14 protein-coding genes are annotated in these 14,880 nt (G+C 71.4%); 10 read left to right on the top strand and 4 right to left on the bottom strand.

Annotation, left to right across the window (positions count from 1 at the left end; translation table 11 throughout):
* Positions 1–67 precede the first annotated feature (67 nt).
* Positions 68–268, bottom strand: a complete 201-nt coding sequence (locus NR798_RS39685) for a hypothetical protein (protein WP_211276586.1) — start codon at positions 266–268, stop codon at positions 68–70.
* A gap of 452 nt (positions 269–720) precedes the next feature.
* The gene (gene dusB, locus NR798_RS39690; protein WP_375767776.1) at positions 721–1,734 is read right to left on the bottom strand and encodes a tRNA dihydrouridine synthase DusB; all 1,014 of its coding nucleotides are present in this window, start codon (positions 1,732–1,734) and stop codon (positions 721–723) included.
* 90 nt (positions 1,735–1,824) lie between these two features.
* On the opposite strand from dusB, the gene NR798_RS39695 reads away from it, so the two are divergent.
* The 4 genes from NR798_RS39695 to NR798_RS39710 all read left to right on the top strand — a co-directional run bounded on the left by NR798_RS39695 (position 1,825) and on the right by NR798_RS39710 (position 5,832).
* Positions 1,825–3,276 carry a metalloprotease gene (locus NR798_RS39695; protein ID WP_375767777.1) on the top strand — a complete coding sequence of 484 codons (1,452 nt, stop codon included), beginning with the start codon at positions 1,825–1,827 and terminating at the stop codon, positions 3,274–3,276.
* An 81-nt stretch (positions 3,277–3,357) separates the two neighbouring features.
* Positions 3,358–4,383 (top strand): acyl-CoA desaturase, encoded by a 1,026-nt coding sequence (locus NR798_RS39700; protein ID WP_375767778.1) that lies wholly within the window; start codon positions 3,358–3,360, stop codon positions 4,381–4,383.
* A gap of 157 nt (positions 4,384–4,540) precedes the next feature.
* Complete coding sequence (locus tag NR798_RS39705; protein WP_375767779.1) at positions 4,541–5,065, top strand: RNA polymerase sigma factor; 525 nt, start codon at positions 4,541–4,543, stop codon at positions 5,063–5,065.
* Positions 5,062–5,832, top strand: a complete 771-nt coding sequence (locus tag NR798_RS39710; protein WP_375767780.1) for a DUF1109 domain-containing protein — start codon at positions 5,062–5,064, stop codon at positions 5,830–5,832. The genes NR798_RS39705 and NR798_RS39710 overlap by 4 nt, the downstream gene beginning before the upstream one ends.
* 67 nt (positions 5,833–5,899) lie before the next feature.
* Here NR798_RS39710 and NR798_RS39715 read toward each other — a convergent pair whose 3' ends face one another.
* Positions 5,900–6,583, bottom strand: coding sequence for a peroxiredoxin (locus NR798_RS39715; RefSeq protein ID WP_375767781.1), 684 nt, complete (start codon positions 6,581–6,583; stop codon positions 5,900–5,902).
* Here NR798_RS39715 and NR798_RS39720 point away from each other — a divergent pair.
* Complete coding sequence (locus NR798_RS39720; RefSeq protein ID WP_375767782.1) at positions 6,518–8,611, top strand: chloride channel protein; 2,094 nt, start codon at positions 6,518–6,520, stop codon at positions 8,609–8,611. The genes NR798_RS39715 and NR798_RS39720 overlap by 66 nt on opposite strands.
* Before the next feature lie 37 nt (positions 8,612–8,648).
* On the opposite strand, the gene NR798_RS39725 is transcribed toward NR798_RS39720, so the two are convergent.
* Positions 8,649–8,948 (bottom strand): hypothetical protein, encoded by a 300-nt coding sequence (locus tag NR798_RS39725; RefSeq protein WP_375767783.1) that lies wholly within the window; start codon positions 8,946–8,948, stop codon positions 8,649–8,651.
* Positions 8,949–9,182: 234 nt separating this feature from the next.
* Here NR798_RS39725 and NR798_RS39730 point away from each other — a divergent pair, with 234 nt between their 5' ends.
* The 5 genes from NR798_RS39730 to NR798_RS39750 all read left to right on the top strand — a co-directional run bounded on the left by NR798_RS39730 (position 9,183) and on the right by NR798_RS39750 (position 14,864).
* Complete coding sequence (locus NR798_RS39730; protein WP_375767784.1) at positions 9,183–9,689, top strand: RNA polymerase sigma factor; 507 nt, start codon at positions 9,183–9,185, stop codon at positions 9,687–9,689.
* Positions 9,686–10,438 carry a hypothetical protein gene (locus NR798_RS39735; protein WP_375767785.1) on the top strand — a complete coding sequence of 251 codons (753 nt, stop codon included), beginning with the start codon at positions 9,686–9,688 and terminating at the stop codon, positions 10,436–10,438. The genes NR798_RS39730 and NR798_RS39735 overlap by 4 nt, the downstream gene beginning before the upstream one ends.
* Positions 10,435–12,015, top strand: a complete 1,581-nt coding sequence (locus NR798_RS39740) for a hypothetical protein (RefSeq protein ID WP_375767786.1) — start codon at positions 10,435–10,437, stop codon at positions 12,013–12,015. Before NR798_RS39735 ends, NR798_RS39740 begins: the two co-directional genes overlap by 4 nt.
* A gap of 138 nt (positions 12,016–12,153) precedes the next feature.
* Complete coding sequence (locus NR798_RS39745) at positions 12,154–13,509, top strand: MEDS domain-containing protein (RefSeq protein ID WP_375767787.1); 1,356 nt, start codon at positions 12,154–12,156, stop codon at positions 13,507–13,509.
* Positions 13,510–13,598: 89 nt separating this feature from the next.
* On the top strand, positions 13,599–14,864 hold the full coding sequence (locus NR798_RS39750) for a hypothetical protein (RefSeq protein WP_375767788.1): 1,266 nt from the start codon (positions 13,599–13,601) through the stop codon (positions 14,862–14,864).
* Positions 14,865–14,880 lie beyond the last annotated feature (16 nt).

Here is a 14,880-nt window from a genome sequence, read left to right on the forward strand (position 1 = left end):
AAAAAAGCGAACGGCCCGGCGGATATCCGCCGAGCCGTTCAAACTGCGCGAAGTTACTGGCCTACGTCTAGCCCTCAGACGGGGTGGCCTCGGGGGCCTTCGCCGCGCTCTTGCGGCGGGTGCTCTTGCGGGCCGGGGCCTTCTTCGCCGCGCCCTTCTTCGCCGCCGCCTTCTTCGCGGTGCGCGGAGCAGCGGTCTTGCGGGTGGTCTTCTTCGCAGCGGCCTTCTTCGCCGGCGCCTTCTTCGCGGTCTTCTTCTTCGCGGCCATCTAAACCCTCCGGTTGGTTCAACTCCACCACCACTCATCGAGAGTGGGGCCTGCACTCGCATGAGGAGTGCTTGTGGTGAATGGTAGAGATGCCTTGCCAGTGTGTCAACGCATGGTGATGTAGTGCAACGCGTGGCGCGCCGATTTTTCGGCATCGCGCGCGTTCGAAGTGCCCCCTCGGGCCTCCACGCACACCTGCACCGACCTCGCGCGAGCCGAATTCTCGGCCTCCGCCGCGTTGCGCGCCGCTCAGAGGGAAAACGACTGTCCGCTCACGCGCACCCGGCACCGCGCGGACGCACGCCCCGGCGCTCCGCGCGCGCCTCCGCACCGCCTCCACGCGCATGCGCTCGAGGAGTGCTCACGAGATGACCTTCCGATGACATTCCGCGGTGCGCACGCGCGAAACGGCGGGCGCTACAGGGGTGTGGCAGGGGTGCGAGAGCGAGCACTCAGCCGAGCGCGGCCCGGTAGTCGACGTCCTGCTCGCCCTCGGAGGCATTCGGGTCGGCGTCGGCGGAGACGAAGAAGCGCCTCACCGCGTCGCGCACCGCCTCGGCCGTGTCGAGCTGATTCACCTCGGCGCGGAAGAGGGCGGCGCCGTGCAGGCCGTGGCCGTACCAGGCCAGGTGCTTGCGGAAGGAGCGCACCGCGGCGAGCTCCTCGCCCACGAACTCGATGTGGGCGGCGAGGTGGCGCAGCACCAGCTCGCAGCGCTCCTGCGGCGTGGGAGGCGGGCCACCGAGCAGCTCGCGGAAGATCCACGGGTTGCCCAGCGCACCGCGGCCAATCATCACGAAGTCGCAGCCGGTCGTCTCCAGCATCCGGCGGGCGTCCTCCGGCGTCTTCACGTCGCCGTTGCCGATGATGGGCCTGTCGGGGAAGTGACGCTTGAGGTCCGCGATGACGCTCCAGTCCGCCTTGCCCGAGTAGCCCTGGGCGCGCGTGCGCGGGTGGATGGCGAGCGCGGCACACCCGGCCTCGAAGAGCTTGCCGGCCACCTCGAGGTAGTTGCGGTGGTGCTCGTCCCAGCCCGAGCGGATTTTACAGGTGACGGGCAAGCCGGTGGCGGCGTGAATCTCCCGCACCAGGGCGGCGCCCCGGTCCGGCTCGCACAGCAGGGCGCTGCCGGCGCCGTTCTTCGTCACCTTCTTCACCGGGCAGCCCATGTTGATGTCGATCATCTGCGCCCCGTACTGCTTGCCGATGACGGCGGCACGGGCCATGGACTCCGGCTCCCCCCCGAAAATCTGCAGGCTGTAGGGCCGCTCCACCTCGGCGTCGTAGCGGAGGTACTTCAGGGTGCGCTGGTTGGTGCGCATGAGGCCCTGTGAGCTCACCAGCTCGGTGGGGCAGAGAGCGGCCCCCATGCCGAAGGCGATGACGCGGAAGGGCTTCTCACTCACCCCCGCCATGGGCGCGAGGATGAAGGGGTTGGGCAGCGTGTAGGGACCAATGCGCAGCATGCGGCGGGGGAACCTAGCCAATCAGGGGGATTGTTCCAGGGTTCAGGCGATGGCCTGCACGGCCGCCCTCCTTTGGTTAAGGTCCGCTCCATGTTGCGCTTCCGGCTCGGGGGCATCCCCGTCGAGGTCCACCTCTCGCACCTCCTCTTCTCCTCGCTGCTCGGCGTCCTGATGGTGCTGATGGTGCGGGAGATGGCGGCGCTGCAGCCGGACACCTGGCCCTACCAGCAGCTCCGGGCCCCCGGAGGCCCCGAGTCCACCCGAACCGCCCTCATCATCGTCGGGGCGTGGATGTTCATCACCTTCGTGTCGGCGCTCGGCCACGAGACGGGCCATGCGCTGATGCTGCGGGCCTTCGGCTACCGGCCCAGCATCTCCCTGCTCTGGCTGGGGGGCACCACCCAGCCCAACGCCTCCACCCCCATCCCCTGGCACCAGCGGGTGATGATCGCCGCCGCGGGGCCCCTGTGCGGCTTCCTGCTGGCCCTGACGGGACTGGCCCTCCACAGGTACGCGTTCCCGGAGGACGCGCACGCCCCGCGCCTGGTGCTCTCCTGGTTCTGCGTGGCCAACCTCTTCTGGGCCCTCTTCAACCTGCTGCCCGTGCCGACGTTGGATGGGGGCACCATCGTGAGCACCCTGGCCACCCGCTTCTTCGGACAGGCGGGCTTCATCGGCGCGCAGCTGCTGGCCCTCGTGCTGTGCCTGGCCGTGGTGGCCTTCGCCTTCGCGCTGGAGAAACCCATCCCCCTGCTAGCCGTGCTCTTCGGGATGTACGGGCTGCACGCGCTGCGGCTGTTGCACGCCGTGCTGCGCGGGGACATGAAGGTGTCCTCGGGCGTGGCGCCCCCGCCCCTCCTGGAGGAGCTGCAGCAGGCCGAGGCGGCCCTGGCCACGGGCCGGCTGGACGAGGCGCGCCAGCGGACCCTCGCCGTCCTGGACTCGGAGGCGTGCACCCCGGACCTCGCCTCGCGCGCCCACCACCTGCTGGGCTGGGCCGCCCTCAAGAACGGCCAGGGCCGCGCGTCGCTCGACCACTTCTCCCAGGTGCGGCGCCGACCCGTGGAGACCCACGCCCTCGCCGCGGCCTTCTCCCTGCTGGGGGACGAGCTCCGGGCGCTCGCCCTGTGGGAGCTGGCCTGGCACGAGACGCACGATCGCACCGTCCTGCACGAGTACGCGGGCTCGCTCATCCGCTCGGAGCGGGTGCAGCAGGCGCTGCGGCTGCCCGGGGTGGAGCCCGAGGCCGCCTTCCTGTGTGCCCAGCGCCCCCTCTTCATCCGCGGTGCCTACTCGGAGGCGGCGGCCATCTGCGAGGCGGGCCTCGCCCACGCACCGTCCTCCCGGCTGGCCTACGACGCCGCGTGCGCCCATGCCCGGGCGCGTCACCTGAATGACGCGATGCGCATGCTGCGGCGCGCCACGGAGCTGGGCTTCCAGGATGTCCCCTACGCGGCATCCGACGAGGACCTCGCTCCGCTGCATGGCCTCCCGGACTTCGAGCAGTGGCTGGGCGGCCTCCAGAAATCTGCATCGGCCTGACAGAGCCATGACACGGGGGGGTGTTGATGCGGGGCGAGACTGAGCACCTTGGCGCTCGGTCAGCTTTCAGCCGAGGCTCCCGTGACCGCACAAACCTCCGCGCCAGCCCAGCAAGAGAAGATCAACTGGCTGTCGTCCATCCCCTTCGTCGGCGTGCACCTGATGTGCCTCTTCGTGTTCTACACGGGGGCCAAGCCGGTGGACGTCGCGGTGTGCCTGGGCCTCTACGTCTTCCGCATGTGGGGCATCACCGCCGGCTACCACCGCTACTTCAGCCACCGCGCCTACAAGGCCGGCCGTGGCTTCCAGTTCTTCCTCGCGCTGGCGGGCACCCTGGCGACGCAGAAGGGCGTGCTCTGGTGGGCGGCCCACCACCGGCACCACCACCGCTACTCGGACCAGGAGCAGGACATCCACTCGCCCCTGCAGAAGGGCTTCTGGTGGAGCCACGCCGGGTGGATCCTCTGCGACAAGTACAACGAGACCCGCTACGACAGCATCAAGGACTTCGCGCGCTTCCCGGAGCTGGTGTGGCTCAACCGCTTCTCCATGGTGCCGCCCGTCCTGCTGGCCGTGGCCCTCTACTTCATCGGCGGCTTCTCGATGCTGGTGTGGGGCTTCTTCGTGAGCACCACCCTGCTCTACCACGGCACCTTCACCATCAACTCGCTCAGCCACGTGTTCGGCAAGCGCCGCTACAAGACGACCGACACCAGCAAGAACAACTGGCTGCTGGCGCTCATCACCCTGGGCGAGGGGTGGCACAACAACCACCACTTCCACCAGAACACCGCCAACCAGGGCTGGTTCTGGTGGGAGGTGGACCTCAGCTACTACTCCCTCAAGGCGCTCTCCTGGGTGGGCCTGGTGAGTGACCTGCGGCTCCCGTCCGAGCAGACGAAGTACTCGTACCTGAAGTACTCGGCCGAGGACCAGGCGGCACTCAACCCGCCGAGCCGCTGGTTCGCCCCCCTGGCCGCCCAGCGCAAGGCCGCCGAGGAGAAGATGAAGGCGGCCGAGGGGAAGGTGCGCGAGGCCCTGGCCAACGCGGCCGACAGCCTGCCCTCCTCCGCGCCCGCTCCCCAGGCGCTGCTCAAGCGCCAGTAGGGCAAGCAAGGAAGCACCGGAAGGCTCCGGGCTGGGGTAGGGTTTTCCTCCCGCCCCGCCCGTGACGCCTCCTTCGCTGAAACCAGGACCCGCCCCCGCGCGTACCGCTGATGACCCGGCGCCTTCTCCGGCCGCCGGTGAGTCGGACGAGGTATTGATGACGCGCTTCTGTCAGGGGGATGCCCGGGCCTTCGATGCCCTCTTCCAGCGCTACGCGAGGCCCATCCACCGCTACCTGGCGCGGTTGACGGGCAGCCCCGCCGCGGCCGAGGACCTTTCCCAGCAGACCTTCCTGTCGCTGGTGCGCGGGCGCGGCCGCTTCCAGGAGGGCGCGCGGGTGAAGCCGTGGCTGTACGCCATCGCCACCAACGCGGCGCGTGACTGGCAGCGGCGCAAGCGCCCCGAGGACCTCACGGACGAGGGCGAGCTGCCCACCAGCGTGCCGATGGAGGAGCCCGGCCCCCGGGACGCGGGGCTCGAGCGCGCGGTGCAGCGGGCCCTGGAGCAGCTGCCCGAGGGCCAGCGCATCCCCATCGTCCTGCACCGCTTCGAGGGGATGGGCTTCGCGGAGATCGCCGAGTCGATGGGGCTGACGGAGAGCGCGGTGAAGGTGCGGGCGCACCGGGGCTACGCGCGGCTGCGCGAGCTGCTGGCCACCCTGAGGGAGGAGACGAACGGATGAGCCCCGAATGCTCGCGCGTGCTGGACAGTCTGGGCCAGGCCCTCCCGCCGGAGCTGGCCGCGCACGTGGCCTCGTGCGCGGAGTGTCGCGCCCTGGTGGAGGGCTTCGGCGCGCTGGAGGACGTGGCCCCCGCCCCGACGATGGCGGAGCCGGCGGTGCAGCGGGTGCGGACCCTCACCCAGGAGGAACTGGCCGCCCACCCCAAGCCGACGCCCTGGTGGCGCGAGGTGCTGGTGCTGGTGGGCGTGTACGTGGGCCTGACGGCGCTCGGGGCGCTGGCGCTCACGCCGCTGGGGTTGATGCTCAACTCGGCGCCGCCCGGGGTGGTGGCGGGGCTGGCCGTGCTCGTGCTGCTGGCGATGGTGGGCGGGGCCGTGGTGGCCCTGGCGCCCGTGCGGCACGTGGCCTGGAGCCTCATGGGCACGTGCACGGCCGTGGTGGCGCTGTCGGTGGTGCTGGGAGGCTCGGGGCTGGCGGTGAAGAGCTTCCTCGCGGGCGCCATCGGGTGCATGCGGACGCACATGCTGCTGTCGGCCCTGCCCCTGCTCGCGGCGCTGGTGATGCTGCGGCGCTCGGCCTACCACCCGGCGCGGGCCGTGGCCGCGGGGCTGTCAGCGGGCGCCGTGGGCCTGCTGCTGCTGCACGTGCACTGCCCGGACGGGAGCGCCGCGCACCTGGCGGCCTCGCACGTGGGGCCCTGGCTGCTGCTGGGCGGACTGGCCCTCCTGGTGCGCTCGCGCATGCCCACGTCCAACCACGCGCCCTGAAACACGCAGGGCGCGCCCGGACTCGCCGCCCGGGCACGCCCCGCGGTCCTCCCGAATCCGCCCCCGTCTATATCTGCTGCAGGGCCTGCGACGGGAACGCCCGGGCATCCACCTTCGGATACCAGGCCATCACCCGTCCGTCCGGACCGATGAGGACGCCCACCCGCCGCGCGTTGGGCGCGCTCGCGTCGTCACAGGCCCCGTAGGCGAGCCCCATCTTCCTGTCCGTGTCGCACAACAGGGGGAAGTTGAAGCTGAACTTCTCCGCGAATGCCTTGTTCTCCTCCGGCGTGTCGAAGCTGACTCCCAGGATGACCGCGTTCTTCTCCTCGTACTGCCTGCTCTGGTCGCGGAACCCGCAACCCTGGGCCGTTCAACCCGGGGTGTCCGCCTTGGGGTAGAACCAGAGCACCACCGTCTTCCCCTTGTAGTCCGACAGCCGGTGCGTCCTGCCGGTGTGATCGCGCACCGTGAAGTCCGGTGCCACGTCCCCTGCCTTCAGCATGGAGCCTCCTCTGTGCTGGCCGGCGGCTCGGAGCCCCGCCCGGCCCGTCGTGTCCCGCTCCTCCGAGGCCCCCTGGCCTAGCACGCCTCCGCCCCCTCCCTCCCTCGCCACCAGCCCGATTGTTGAATCTTCAAGCACCTTGAAGTTTCTCCGCCCCCGGGTGAATAGTAGGGGCACCAAATGAAGTCCGAGCCCCCGCCCCCCAGCCGCGCTTCGCTTCGCGAGGCCCTGCGGCGCTTCATCCATGCGTGCCTGCAGGCCTCCAACCGGATCCACCTCCCGGGTCCATCGGTCCTGCCGATCGCGGGGGCCATCGTGGGCCTCTACAGCGGCCTGGCGGCGGGCATCTTCGTCAACCTCATTGGACTGGTGAGCGGCATCACCTTCAGCAGCGCGTGGCTCGGCGAGGCCCTGCGCCGTCCCGGCTCGCGCACGCTGGTGTCGGCGTGGCAGACGTTGGGCACCACCAACTGGCACCTCGAGCTCGCCATCATCGGCGTGCCCATGGCCTTCGGGGCCCTGTTGCTGGCGCGAGTCATCGAGCCCGGAGGCCCGCGCGACGAGGTGAAGCGCCGGCTGCGCCTGCTGTCCCTGCTGGTGCTGGGCGCGCTCGCCCTCTACTACCCGCTGGTGGCCCTCACCGCGCTCAACCGCGTCTTCGGCCAGGCCCACGAGGTGACGGAGATCCTCCCGCACCTGCCCTGGTGGGTCTTCGTGCTGGCACCGCCGCTGGGCGGCTGGGTGGTGGGGCGGCTGCTGCGCGACTACCCCAACACCCACGGCCATGGCGTGCCCGAGGTGGTGCGCGCGGTGAAGGGCAACCAGGAGCTGCCCGGCCAGTTCGGCCTGCTCAAGCTGGTGGCCAGCGCCATCACCATCGGCAGCGGAGGCTCGGCCGGGCGCGAGGGCCCCATCGTCTACGGAGGCGCCGCCTTCGCCTCCACCGTGGGCCGCACGCTGGGCTTCTCGCGCCGGGAGCTGGCCATCCTGCTGGCCTGCGGCGCCGGGGCCGGCATCTCCGCCTCCTTCAACGCCCCCATCGCCGGCGCCGTCTTCGCGATGGAGATCATCCTGCGCGAGTTCGAGCTGCGCGTCTTCTCGCCCATCATCCTCGCCAGCGTGGCGGGCTCGCTGGTGAGCCGCGGCACCATGGACGCGGCGCCCATGCTCAACCGGCTCGACTACCAGCTGGTGAGCAGCTTCGAGGTCGTCTTCTACGGCGGGCTGGGGCTCATCTGCGGGCTGCTCGCGTACGCCTTCGTGCGGCTGATGCACCACGCGGAGGACTTCTTCGGCGGGCGGATGACGGGCGAGCGGCTGTCGGTGTGGTTCGGGCAGCGCTCCCTGCCGCTGCGCGCGGCGTGTGGCGGCCTGTGCGCGGGCGTGCTCGCCCTGCTCAACCCCACCGTGTGGGGCAGCGGGCACGCCTACATCAACCTCGCGGCCATCGGGCAGCTCAGCTTCATCTTCCTCGTCACCGCGTGCGTCGTGAAGCTGGTGGCCACCGCCCTCACCCTGGGCTCGGGAGGCTCGGGAGGCACGTTCTTCCCCTCGGCGGTGATGGGGGCCATGGCCGGCGGCGCCTTCGGCACCCTGGTGCACTACTTCTTCCCCGCCAGCACCGGGCCCAGTGGCGCCTACGCGATTGTCGGCATGGGCGGCGCCGTGGCCGCGCTCACCCGCGGGCCCCTCACGGGGATGATGATGCTCTACGAGCTGAGCGGGAACCACGCCATCATCCTGCCGCTCATGGTGACGTGCACCATCGCCTCCGCGCTCTGCCACTACCTCTCCGAGCGCAAGGCGCCCAAGCCGCAGTCCGACGCGGAGCTGCTGTCCACCACCCCCGTGCGCGCGCTGATGCGCGAGCTGGCCCCCGTGCCCGCCGACATGCACCTGCGCCCCCTCATGGACCAGGTGCTCACCACCGAGAGCGGCACCCTGCCCGTGCTGGATGGGAGCGGGAAGCTCTACGGCATCGTGCAGGTGGACCAGTTCCGCGACATCTGGCGCGACGAGGAGCTGCACTCCATGCTCGTGGCCAGTGACCTGGCGCGCAAGGTGCCCCTGCTCACCCCGGAGACGGACCTGGCCCAGGCGCTCCACCTGATGGACCAGGAGGACGTGGACGCGCTGCCCGTCCAGGCGATGGCGGAAGGGGAGCGGTGCGGGCTGCTGACGCGCTCGCTCGTGCGCCGGTTCCTCTCCTCGCACCACGCCCGCCAGCACGCCCTCGGTGAGCACCTGGTGGCGCCCACCGAGGCCCATAACTGAATCTGTCCCCTCTCCCGGAGGGGAGAGGGGACAGTGGTCACTTGCGCGGGATGGGCTCCTCGCCGCCCTCACGCGGGTAGCCGCGCTCCTCGCGTGACTCGCCCTCCCCGCCCCAGCGCGGCGAGTCCGTGGTCAAGGCGTGCTCATCCTCCGACTCGCCTCCCGAGGCCACCCGGAAGTCCGGCCCCGGCTCGTCGGTGAGCTTCTTGCCCGCCTTCTTCGTGTCCTGGTCCTCCGCCTCCGCCACCCGCTCCTGCCGCTGCACACCGCCGTAGGTGTCCGCGGGAACGGACGCTCCGGCCATGTTCGGGTCCTTCTTGTCGTCACGGATGCTCATGGCTCGCTCCTGTGCTGTTCACCCGTCAAACGTCATCACCGCCCCCGGGGTTGGCGAGATGGGGGCCCAGAGGGGCGGCAAGGCAAGCAAGCGCCCGGTATCCCCCCGGGAGAGCGGGTATGGTCCGCCGCGCTTTCCGGTTCCCATTTCCCGCCCCCTGGCCGGTCTCTTCCAGGAAGGAGCGCACCCTGAGCCCGACACCCCCCCAGCGCCGCGCACGTGGAGGCCCCCGGCATGGATGACGCCTGGCTGGCGCAGCTGTACGCGCAATACGGCTTCCTCGTGCACCGCCGCTGCCAGCAGCTGCTGCGCCGCCCCGAGGACGCGGAGGACGCGCTCCAGGAGACCTTCCTGCGGGTGAAGCGCTACGGCGCGCCCCGCGAGGGCGGCGCCACCCTGGCCTGGCTCTACACCATCGCCCAGCGCTGCTGCTTCGATCTGATGGAGCGCGGCGGCCGCGAGCCCCCCGCCGAGGAGTCGCAGCTGGCCGCCCTGGAGCAGCGGGGCGAGGGCTCCCCCGAGGACGCCGACCGCCGGGCGATGCTCGGCCTCGCGCTGCGCCAGCTCGACGGCAAGACGCGCACCATCGGCGTGCTGCACTTCCTGGACGGCTACACCCAGGAGGAGGTGGCCGCGCAGACCGGCTACTCGCGCCGCACCATCGGCAAGAAGCTCCAGGAGTTCGAGCACCGCATCCGTCAGCTGTGGCAGTCGCGCGCCAGCCTCGAGGAGACACGATGAGCCCCACTCCCCTGCCCCCCTCCCCCCGCGGACCCCACTGCCCGCCGGCCGCCGTGCTCGAGGCGATGAGCGCCGGAGAGGCCACGCCCGAGGCCACGCGCACCCACGTGGAGGTCTGCCCCGACTGCCACGGCCAGCTCCAGGCGCTCACCACCGCCCGCGAGGCCTTCGTCCGCGCGAAGCCTCCCGAGCTCTTCCTGCGCCAGCTGGAGCGGCGCGCCGCCTCCCAGCCCCGGCGGGGCCTGCGCTGGTTGCTGCCCGTGCTCGGCGCCTGCGTGCCGCTGCTGGCCCTGCTGGTGCTCGTGCCCCGGCTGACACCGGAGGACGGCGTGCACCTGAAGGGCGGGGCCTTCCGCGTGGTGGTCTCCCGCGAGGGCGGCGCCCCGGAGCTGCTCGGCCCCGATGCCCAGGTGCGGCCGGGGGACGCGCTGCGCTTCGCCTACGAGTCCCCCGAGGCCGGCCACCTGCTCGTGCTCGAGCTGGATGGACGGGGCGCCGCGAGCGTCTTCTACCCCTACGGCTCGGCCACCTCCGCGCCCCTGCCCGCCGCCCAGCGCGACTTCCTCCCCGGCAGCGTGGTGCTCGACGACGCGCCCGGCCCCGAGTGGCTCGTCGCCGTCTTCTCCCTCCGCCCGCTCGAGGCCGCCCCCCTGCTCGAGGCCCTGCGCTCCCAGGCGGGACGCGCCGAGCCTGGCCTCTCCTGCTCCGGCTGCGGTGTGAGTACGCTCCGCCTCCAGAAGCGCCCATGACTCCGCCCCGCCTCCTCTGGCTGCTCCTCGCCGCCCTGCCGCTGCTGCTGTGCCCCCCACGGGCCGACGCCGCCACCGCCCGCCTGCTGGTGGCCATCGGCGCCAACGTGGGGGACCCCGACGACGCCGTCCTCAGCTTCGCGGACGACGACGCCGCGCGCGTGCGGCAGCTCTTCGTCGAGCTGGGCGGGGTGCGCGCCGATCGCTCCTATCTGGTGGTGGATCAGCCCGCCTCCGTGGTGCGCCAGCGGCTCGCCGAGGTGACGGGCCGCATCGCCGAGCTGCGCGCGGCGGGGGACGACGCGGTGCTCATCGTGTACGTCTCGGCCCACGCCAAGGGCGGCGTGCTGCACCTGGGCGGCACCCACCTGCCCCTCGCCGAGCTGCGGGACAGCGCGCGCCAGGCCGGGGCCCGGCTCAGCGTGCTCCTGGTGGACGCGTGCGAGAGCGGCACCCTCGCGCGGCGCAAGGGCGGCAGCGCGGGCCCCGAGTTCGCGGTGTCGCTCGAGCAGATTCCCCTGCACGGCCAGGTGGTCATCTCCTCCAGCGGCCCGGGAGAGAGCTCCGAGGAGTGGGACTCGCTCAAGGGCTCGCTCTTCACCCACCACCTGCTCACGGGCCTGCGAGGGGACGCGGACGTGGAGGACGACGGGCGGGTGTCGCTCGCCGAGGCCTACGCCTATGCCTACCGCCGCACGGTGGCGGGCGCCGCCGGCGCGGGCCAGCACCCGGCCTATGCGTGGGAGCTCGCGGGCACCGGGGAGTTCCTCCTCACCGAGCCCCGGGCCGCCCGCAGCGCGCTCGTCTTCCCCGCGGCGCTCGCCGGGCGCTACGTGGTGGCGAGCCAGCCCCGCCCGGACGTGGTGGCCGAGGTGGAGAAGGCACCGGGGCGACCGTTGCGGCTCGCGGTGCCCCCGGGCCGCTACCTCCTGCGCAAGCGCGCGGGCGCGAGCACCGGCCTGCTGGAGCTGGAGCTGCCCTATGGCGGCGAGCGGCAGGTGCGCGAGGAGGAGCTGACGTGGCGCCGCTACACGGAGGTGGCGCTCAAGGGCGGCCACGTGGAGCTGCGCGGCTCGGCGCTGCTGGGACTCGTCCGGATGGAGAGCGCGGCGGTGCGCGGCACGGGGACTCGCCTCGTGGGCGGGCTCGGCTACCGGCACAGCTGGGGCCCCTGGTGGGCGCTGGGCACCCTCGGCTTCAGCCAGGCGTCCTACCCGGGCGTGGCGCTCGACATCCGCGAGCGCGCGCTCGGGGCCGGCGTGGCCGTGGGCTACCGATGGCTGGAATGGGCGCTGGTGCCGTACGTGGGGCTCGGGGTCGAGCTCACCATCCTGGAGCAGCAATTGCGGCGCGAGCGGGAGGAGGAGATCGAGGACACCTTCGATGTCCCGCCGCTGCCGCCCCGCCGGACGCTCGGCATGGGCCTCGGTCCGATCGCTGGTGTCGAAGTGCCCCTGCCCGGGCGGGCCTTCGCGCTCGTCCAGGGGCAGCTGCTCCTGCGCTACCTGCCGAGCACGGAGCAGCCCCTCCTGCGCCCCGCCGGGCTCGTCTCGGTGGGAGCGGGCTGGCGCTTCTAGGCCGTCCCGTCCTAGCTGGGCAGGTGACGTATGGAGCGCCTGCTCCATTGCCTGCCACACTGGTGCTGAAGCGAACGGTTCTCGACGCAGGCTGGACTGCGGTGTTGTAGGCGGACCCCAGCCGACCTAGAGGACTCCATGCCCGAACAACTTCGACCCAGTGGACTTCAGGCCGTGGGCTCCCTGCCCTGGGGCGCGCATTTCTGCCAGTTCTACGGCGAGCAAGAGGACCTCGTGGACTCGCTCGTTCCGTTCTTCAAGGCGGGCCTCGACAGCCATGAGAAGTGCCTCTGGGTGACCTCCGAGCCGCTTCCGGCCAAGGACGCGCGGACGGCCCTTCGCCAGGCCGTCCCGGACCTCGCGGAGCGCGAGCGCAGCAACCAGATCGAGATCATCGACCACCACGACTGGTACATGTCGACGGGCAAGCCCGACCCGGACTCCACCCTGCGAGGCTGGGTGGAGCGGGAAGAGCGGGCCCGGGCGGATGGCTTCGCCGGGCTCCGGCTGACGGGCAACACCTACTGGGTCGAGCGCTCGGATTGGGCCGGCTTCGTCGATTACGAGGCCCGCGTCTCGAAGACCTTCCAAGGCCGCCACATCATCGGCCTGTGCAGCTATTGCCTGGGGCGGTGCCAGCCCCACGACATCCTGGACGTGGTCGCCAACCACCAGTTCGCCCTCACGCGCAGGGGGGGCGACTGGCAGGTGATCGAAAGCGCCGCGCTGAGCATGGCGAAGAATGAGCTGCACCGCCTCAACGCGGAGCTCGAGCACCGGGTGCTCGAGCGCACCGCGGCGCTGGAGCAGGCGGTCCGCTCGCGCGATGAGTTCCTCTCCGTCGCGTCGCACGAGTTGAAGACCCCCATCACCTCGCTCCAGCTCTATGTGCAGGGGATGGTCCGCGCCCAGGCGAAGGGAACGCTGACGGCGGAGCAGCTCAACGCGCGGCTGAACCGGGTGCAGGAGCAGTGCGGCCGGCTCGAGCGGCTCATCAACAACCTGCTCGACGTCTCCCGGGCCGAGGCCAGGGAGCCGGTGCTCCAGCGGGAGTCCTTCGACATGTCGGAGCTCGTGGCGGATGCCACGGAGCGCTTCGCCGAAGAGCTCGCACGTGCCGGGTGCCAGGTCACGGTCGATGCACGGGAACCCGTCGTGGGCTGCTGGGACAGGATGCGGCTGGAGCAGGCGGTCACCAACCTGCTGCAGAACGCGGCCCGCTACGCTCCAGGCGCTCCCGTCCACGTCCGGGTCCAGAGCGAGGGCCCCTGGGCGCGAATCGTCGTCCGGGACGGCGGGCCGGGCATCGCCGAGAAGGACCACGCTCGAATCTTCGAGCGCTTCGCCCAGGCGGGAAGCGAGCAGTTCGCGGGCGGCTTCGGCCTGGGGCTGTGGATCGTGAAGCAGGTGACCGAGGCCCACCAGGGCAGCGTGACGCTCGTCAGCCGTCCCGGAGCGGGCGCGACGTTCACCCTCATGCTGCCATGTGACTGAAGGCGGTTCCCATTTTCCGGGGCCTGGCCGGTCTCCCTTCCATGAGCGCCCATTCCGGGCCGCTCACCTTGCTTCCCCGGAGGGGATACATGCTTCAGCGACTTCTCGGCCTTCCCGTCCTCCTGCTCTCCCTGCTGCTCACCCTCGCTGGCTGCGACGGCGTGGTGACTCCCGAGCACGAGGGACAGCCCCTCGTCACGCTCGAGGGGCAGATGAATCCCACGCCGGACGCCCGCATCGACGGGCAGGTGCGGCTGGCGCTGGTGTGGTACCCGCAGTGGATGGCCGCGGAGGACTCGGACGCCACCCAGGAGGGGCCGCTGGAGATCGTCACCGAGGACGTCGTCTACCAGGGCAGCTTCCCGGCCAACTACAGCTTCCACATCTACCGCCCCCCGCCGGCGGAGGCGCTCGCGCCACTCGGCGGGGACCTCCAGGGCAAGGGCGCCTTCGGCATCCTCCTGGCGTACCAGGACGGCAACGGCAACGCGAAGCTCGACCTCATCGCCACCGATGGCACCCCGGCGGACCGGGTCATCGGCTCCTCGCTCCTGGGTGACGCGCGCTCCAACTTCGCGCTCGTCTACGCCGACACGGCGCAGCCCGCGAACACGGGCCTGAAGCCCGGCATCAACATCATCCAGGCGGTGAATGGCGAGTCCGGCACGGTGGTGCCGCTCAACACCCGCCTGCCGCTCAGCCTCACCGAGGGGGGCCCCATTTTCGACGCCTTCGTCTGCGAGGCCGGGTGGCTCACCTTCCTGTTCACCAAGGTGTGCGGCCTGGACGGGGGTGATGTCTTCGAGCCGAGCACGCTCGCCGTGCAGGGCCGGGTGGCGCTCGAGGGCACGAAGGCGGTGGTCGAGCTGACGGTCTCCTCCGAGAACGTGCCGCTCCAGGACGCGACGGTGAAGCTCGCGGGCCGCACCCTCCCCTATGACGCGGCACGCGAGGCCTATGTCCTCGAGGAGGAGGACACGGTGCTGCTGGCGCCCGGCCGCGACTTCGAGCTCGTAGCGCAGGCCGGAGGCGAGTCGGTGCGCCACACGTTCCAGGTGCCCGGTGGCTTCGACATCACCACCCCCGCCGCGAACGAGCCGGTGGACGCGAGCCAGCCGCTGGAGCTGCGGTGGACGTCCTCCCTCGGAGCCACCGAGTACTATGTGGGCTTCTCCTCCAGCACCGCGGGGGGCAGCACCCTGGCCGAGGAGGGCGCGCGCTCGTACACCTTCGACGCCACGGGCGCGGAGGGAGAGGGCCTCGTCCGGGTGGAGGCCCGCGCCGTGCCCATGGACATCGACGCGTTGGTGACGGTGGCGCTGGTGCGCGAGCGGGCCTTCAGCTTCGCCCCGTGACGTCGTGGCCCCTCAC

It is taken from the genome of Archangium gephyra (genome assembly GCF_042230915.1).
Classification (GTDB): Bacteria; Myxococcota; Myxococcia; order Myxococcales; family Myxococcaceae; genus Archangium; species Archangium gephyra_B.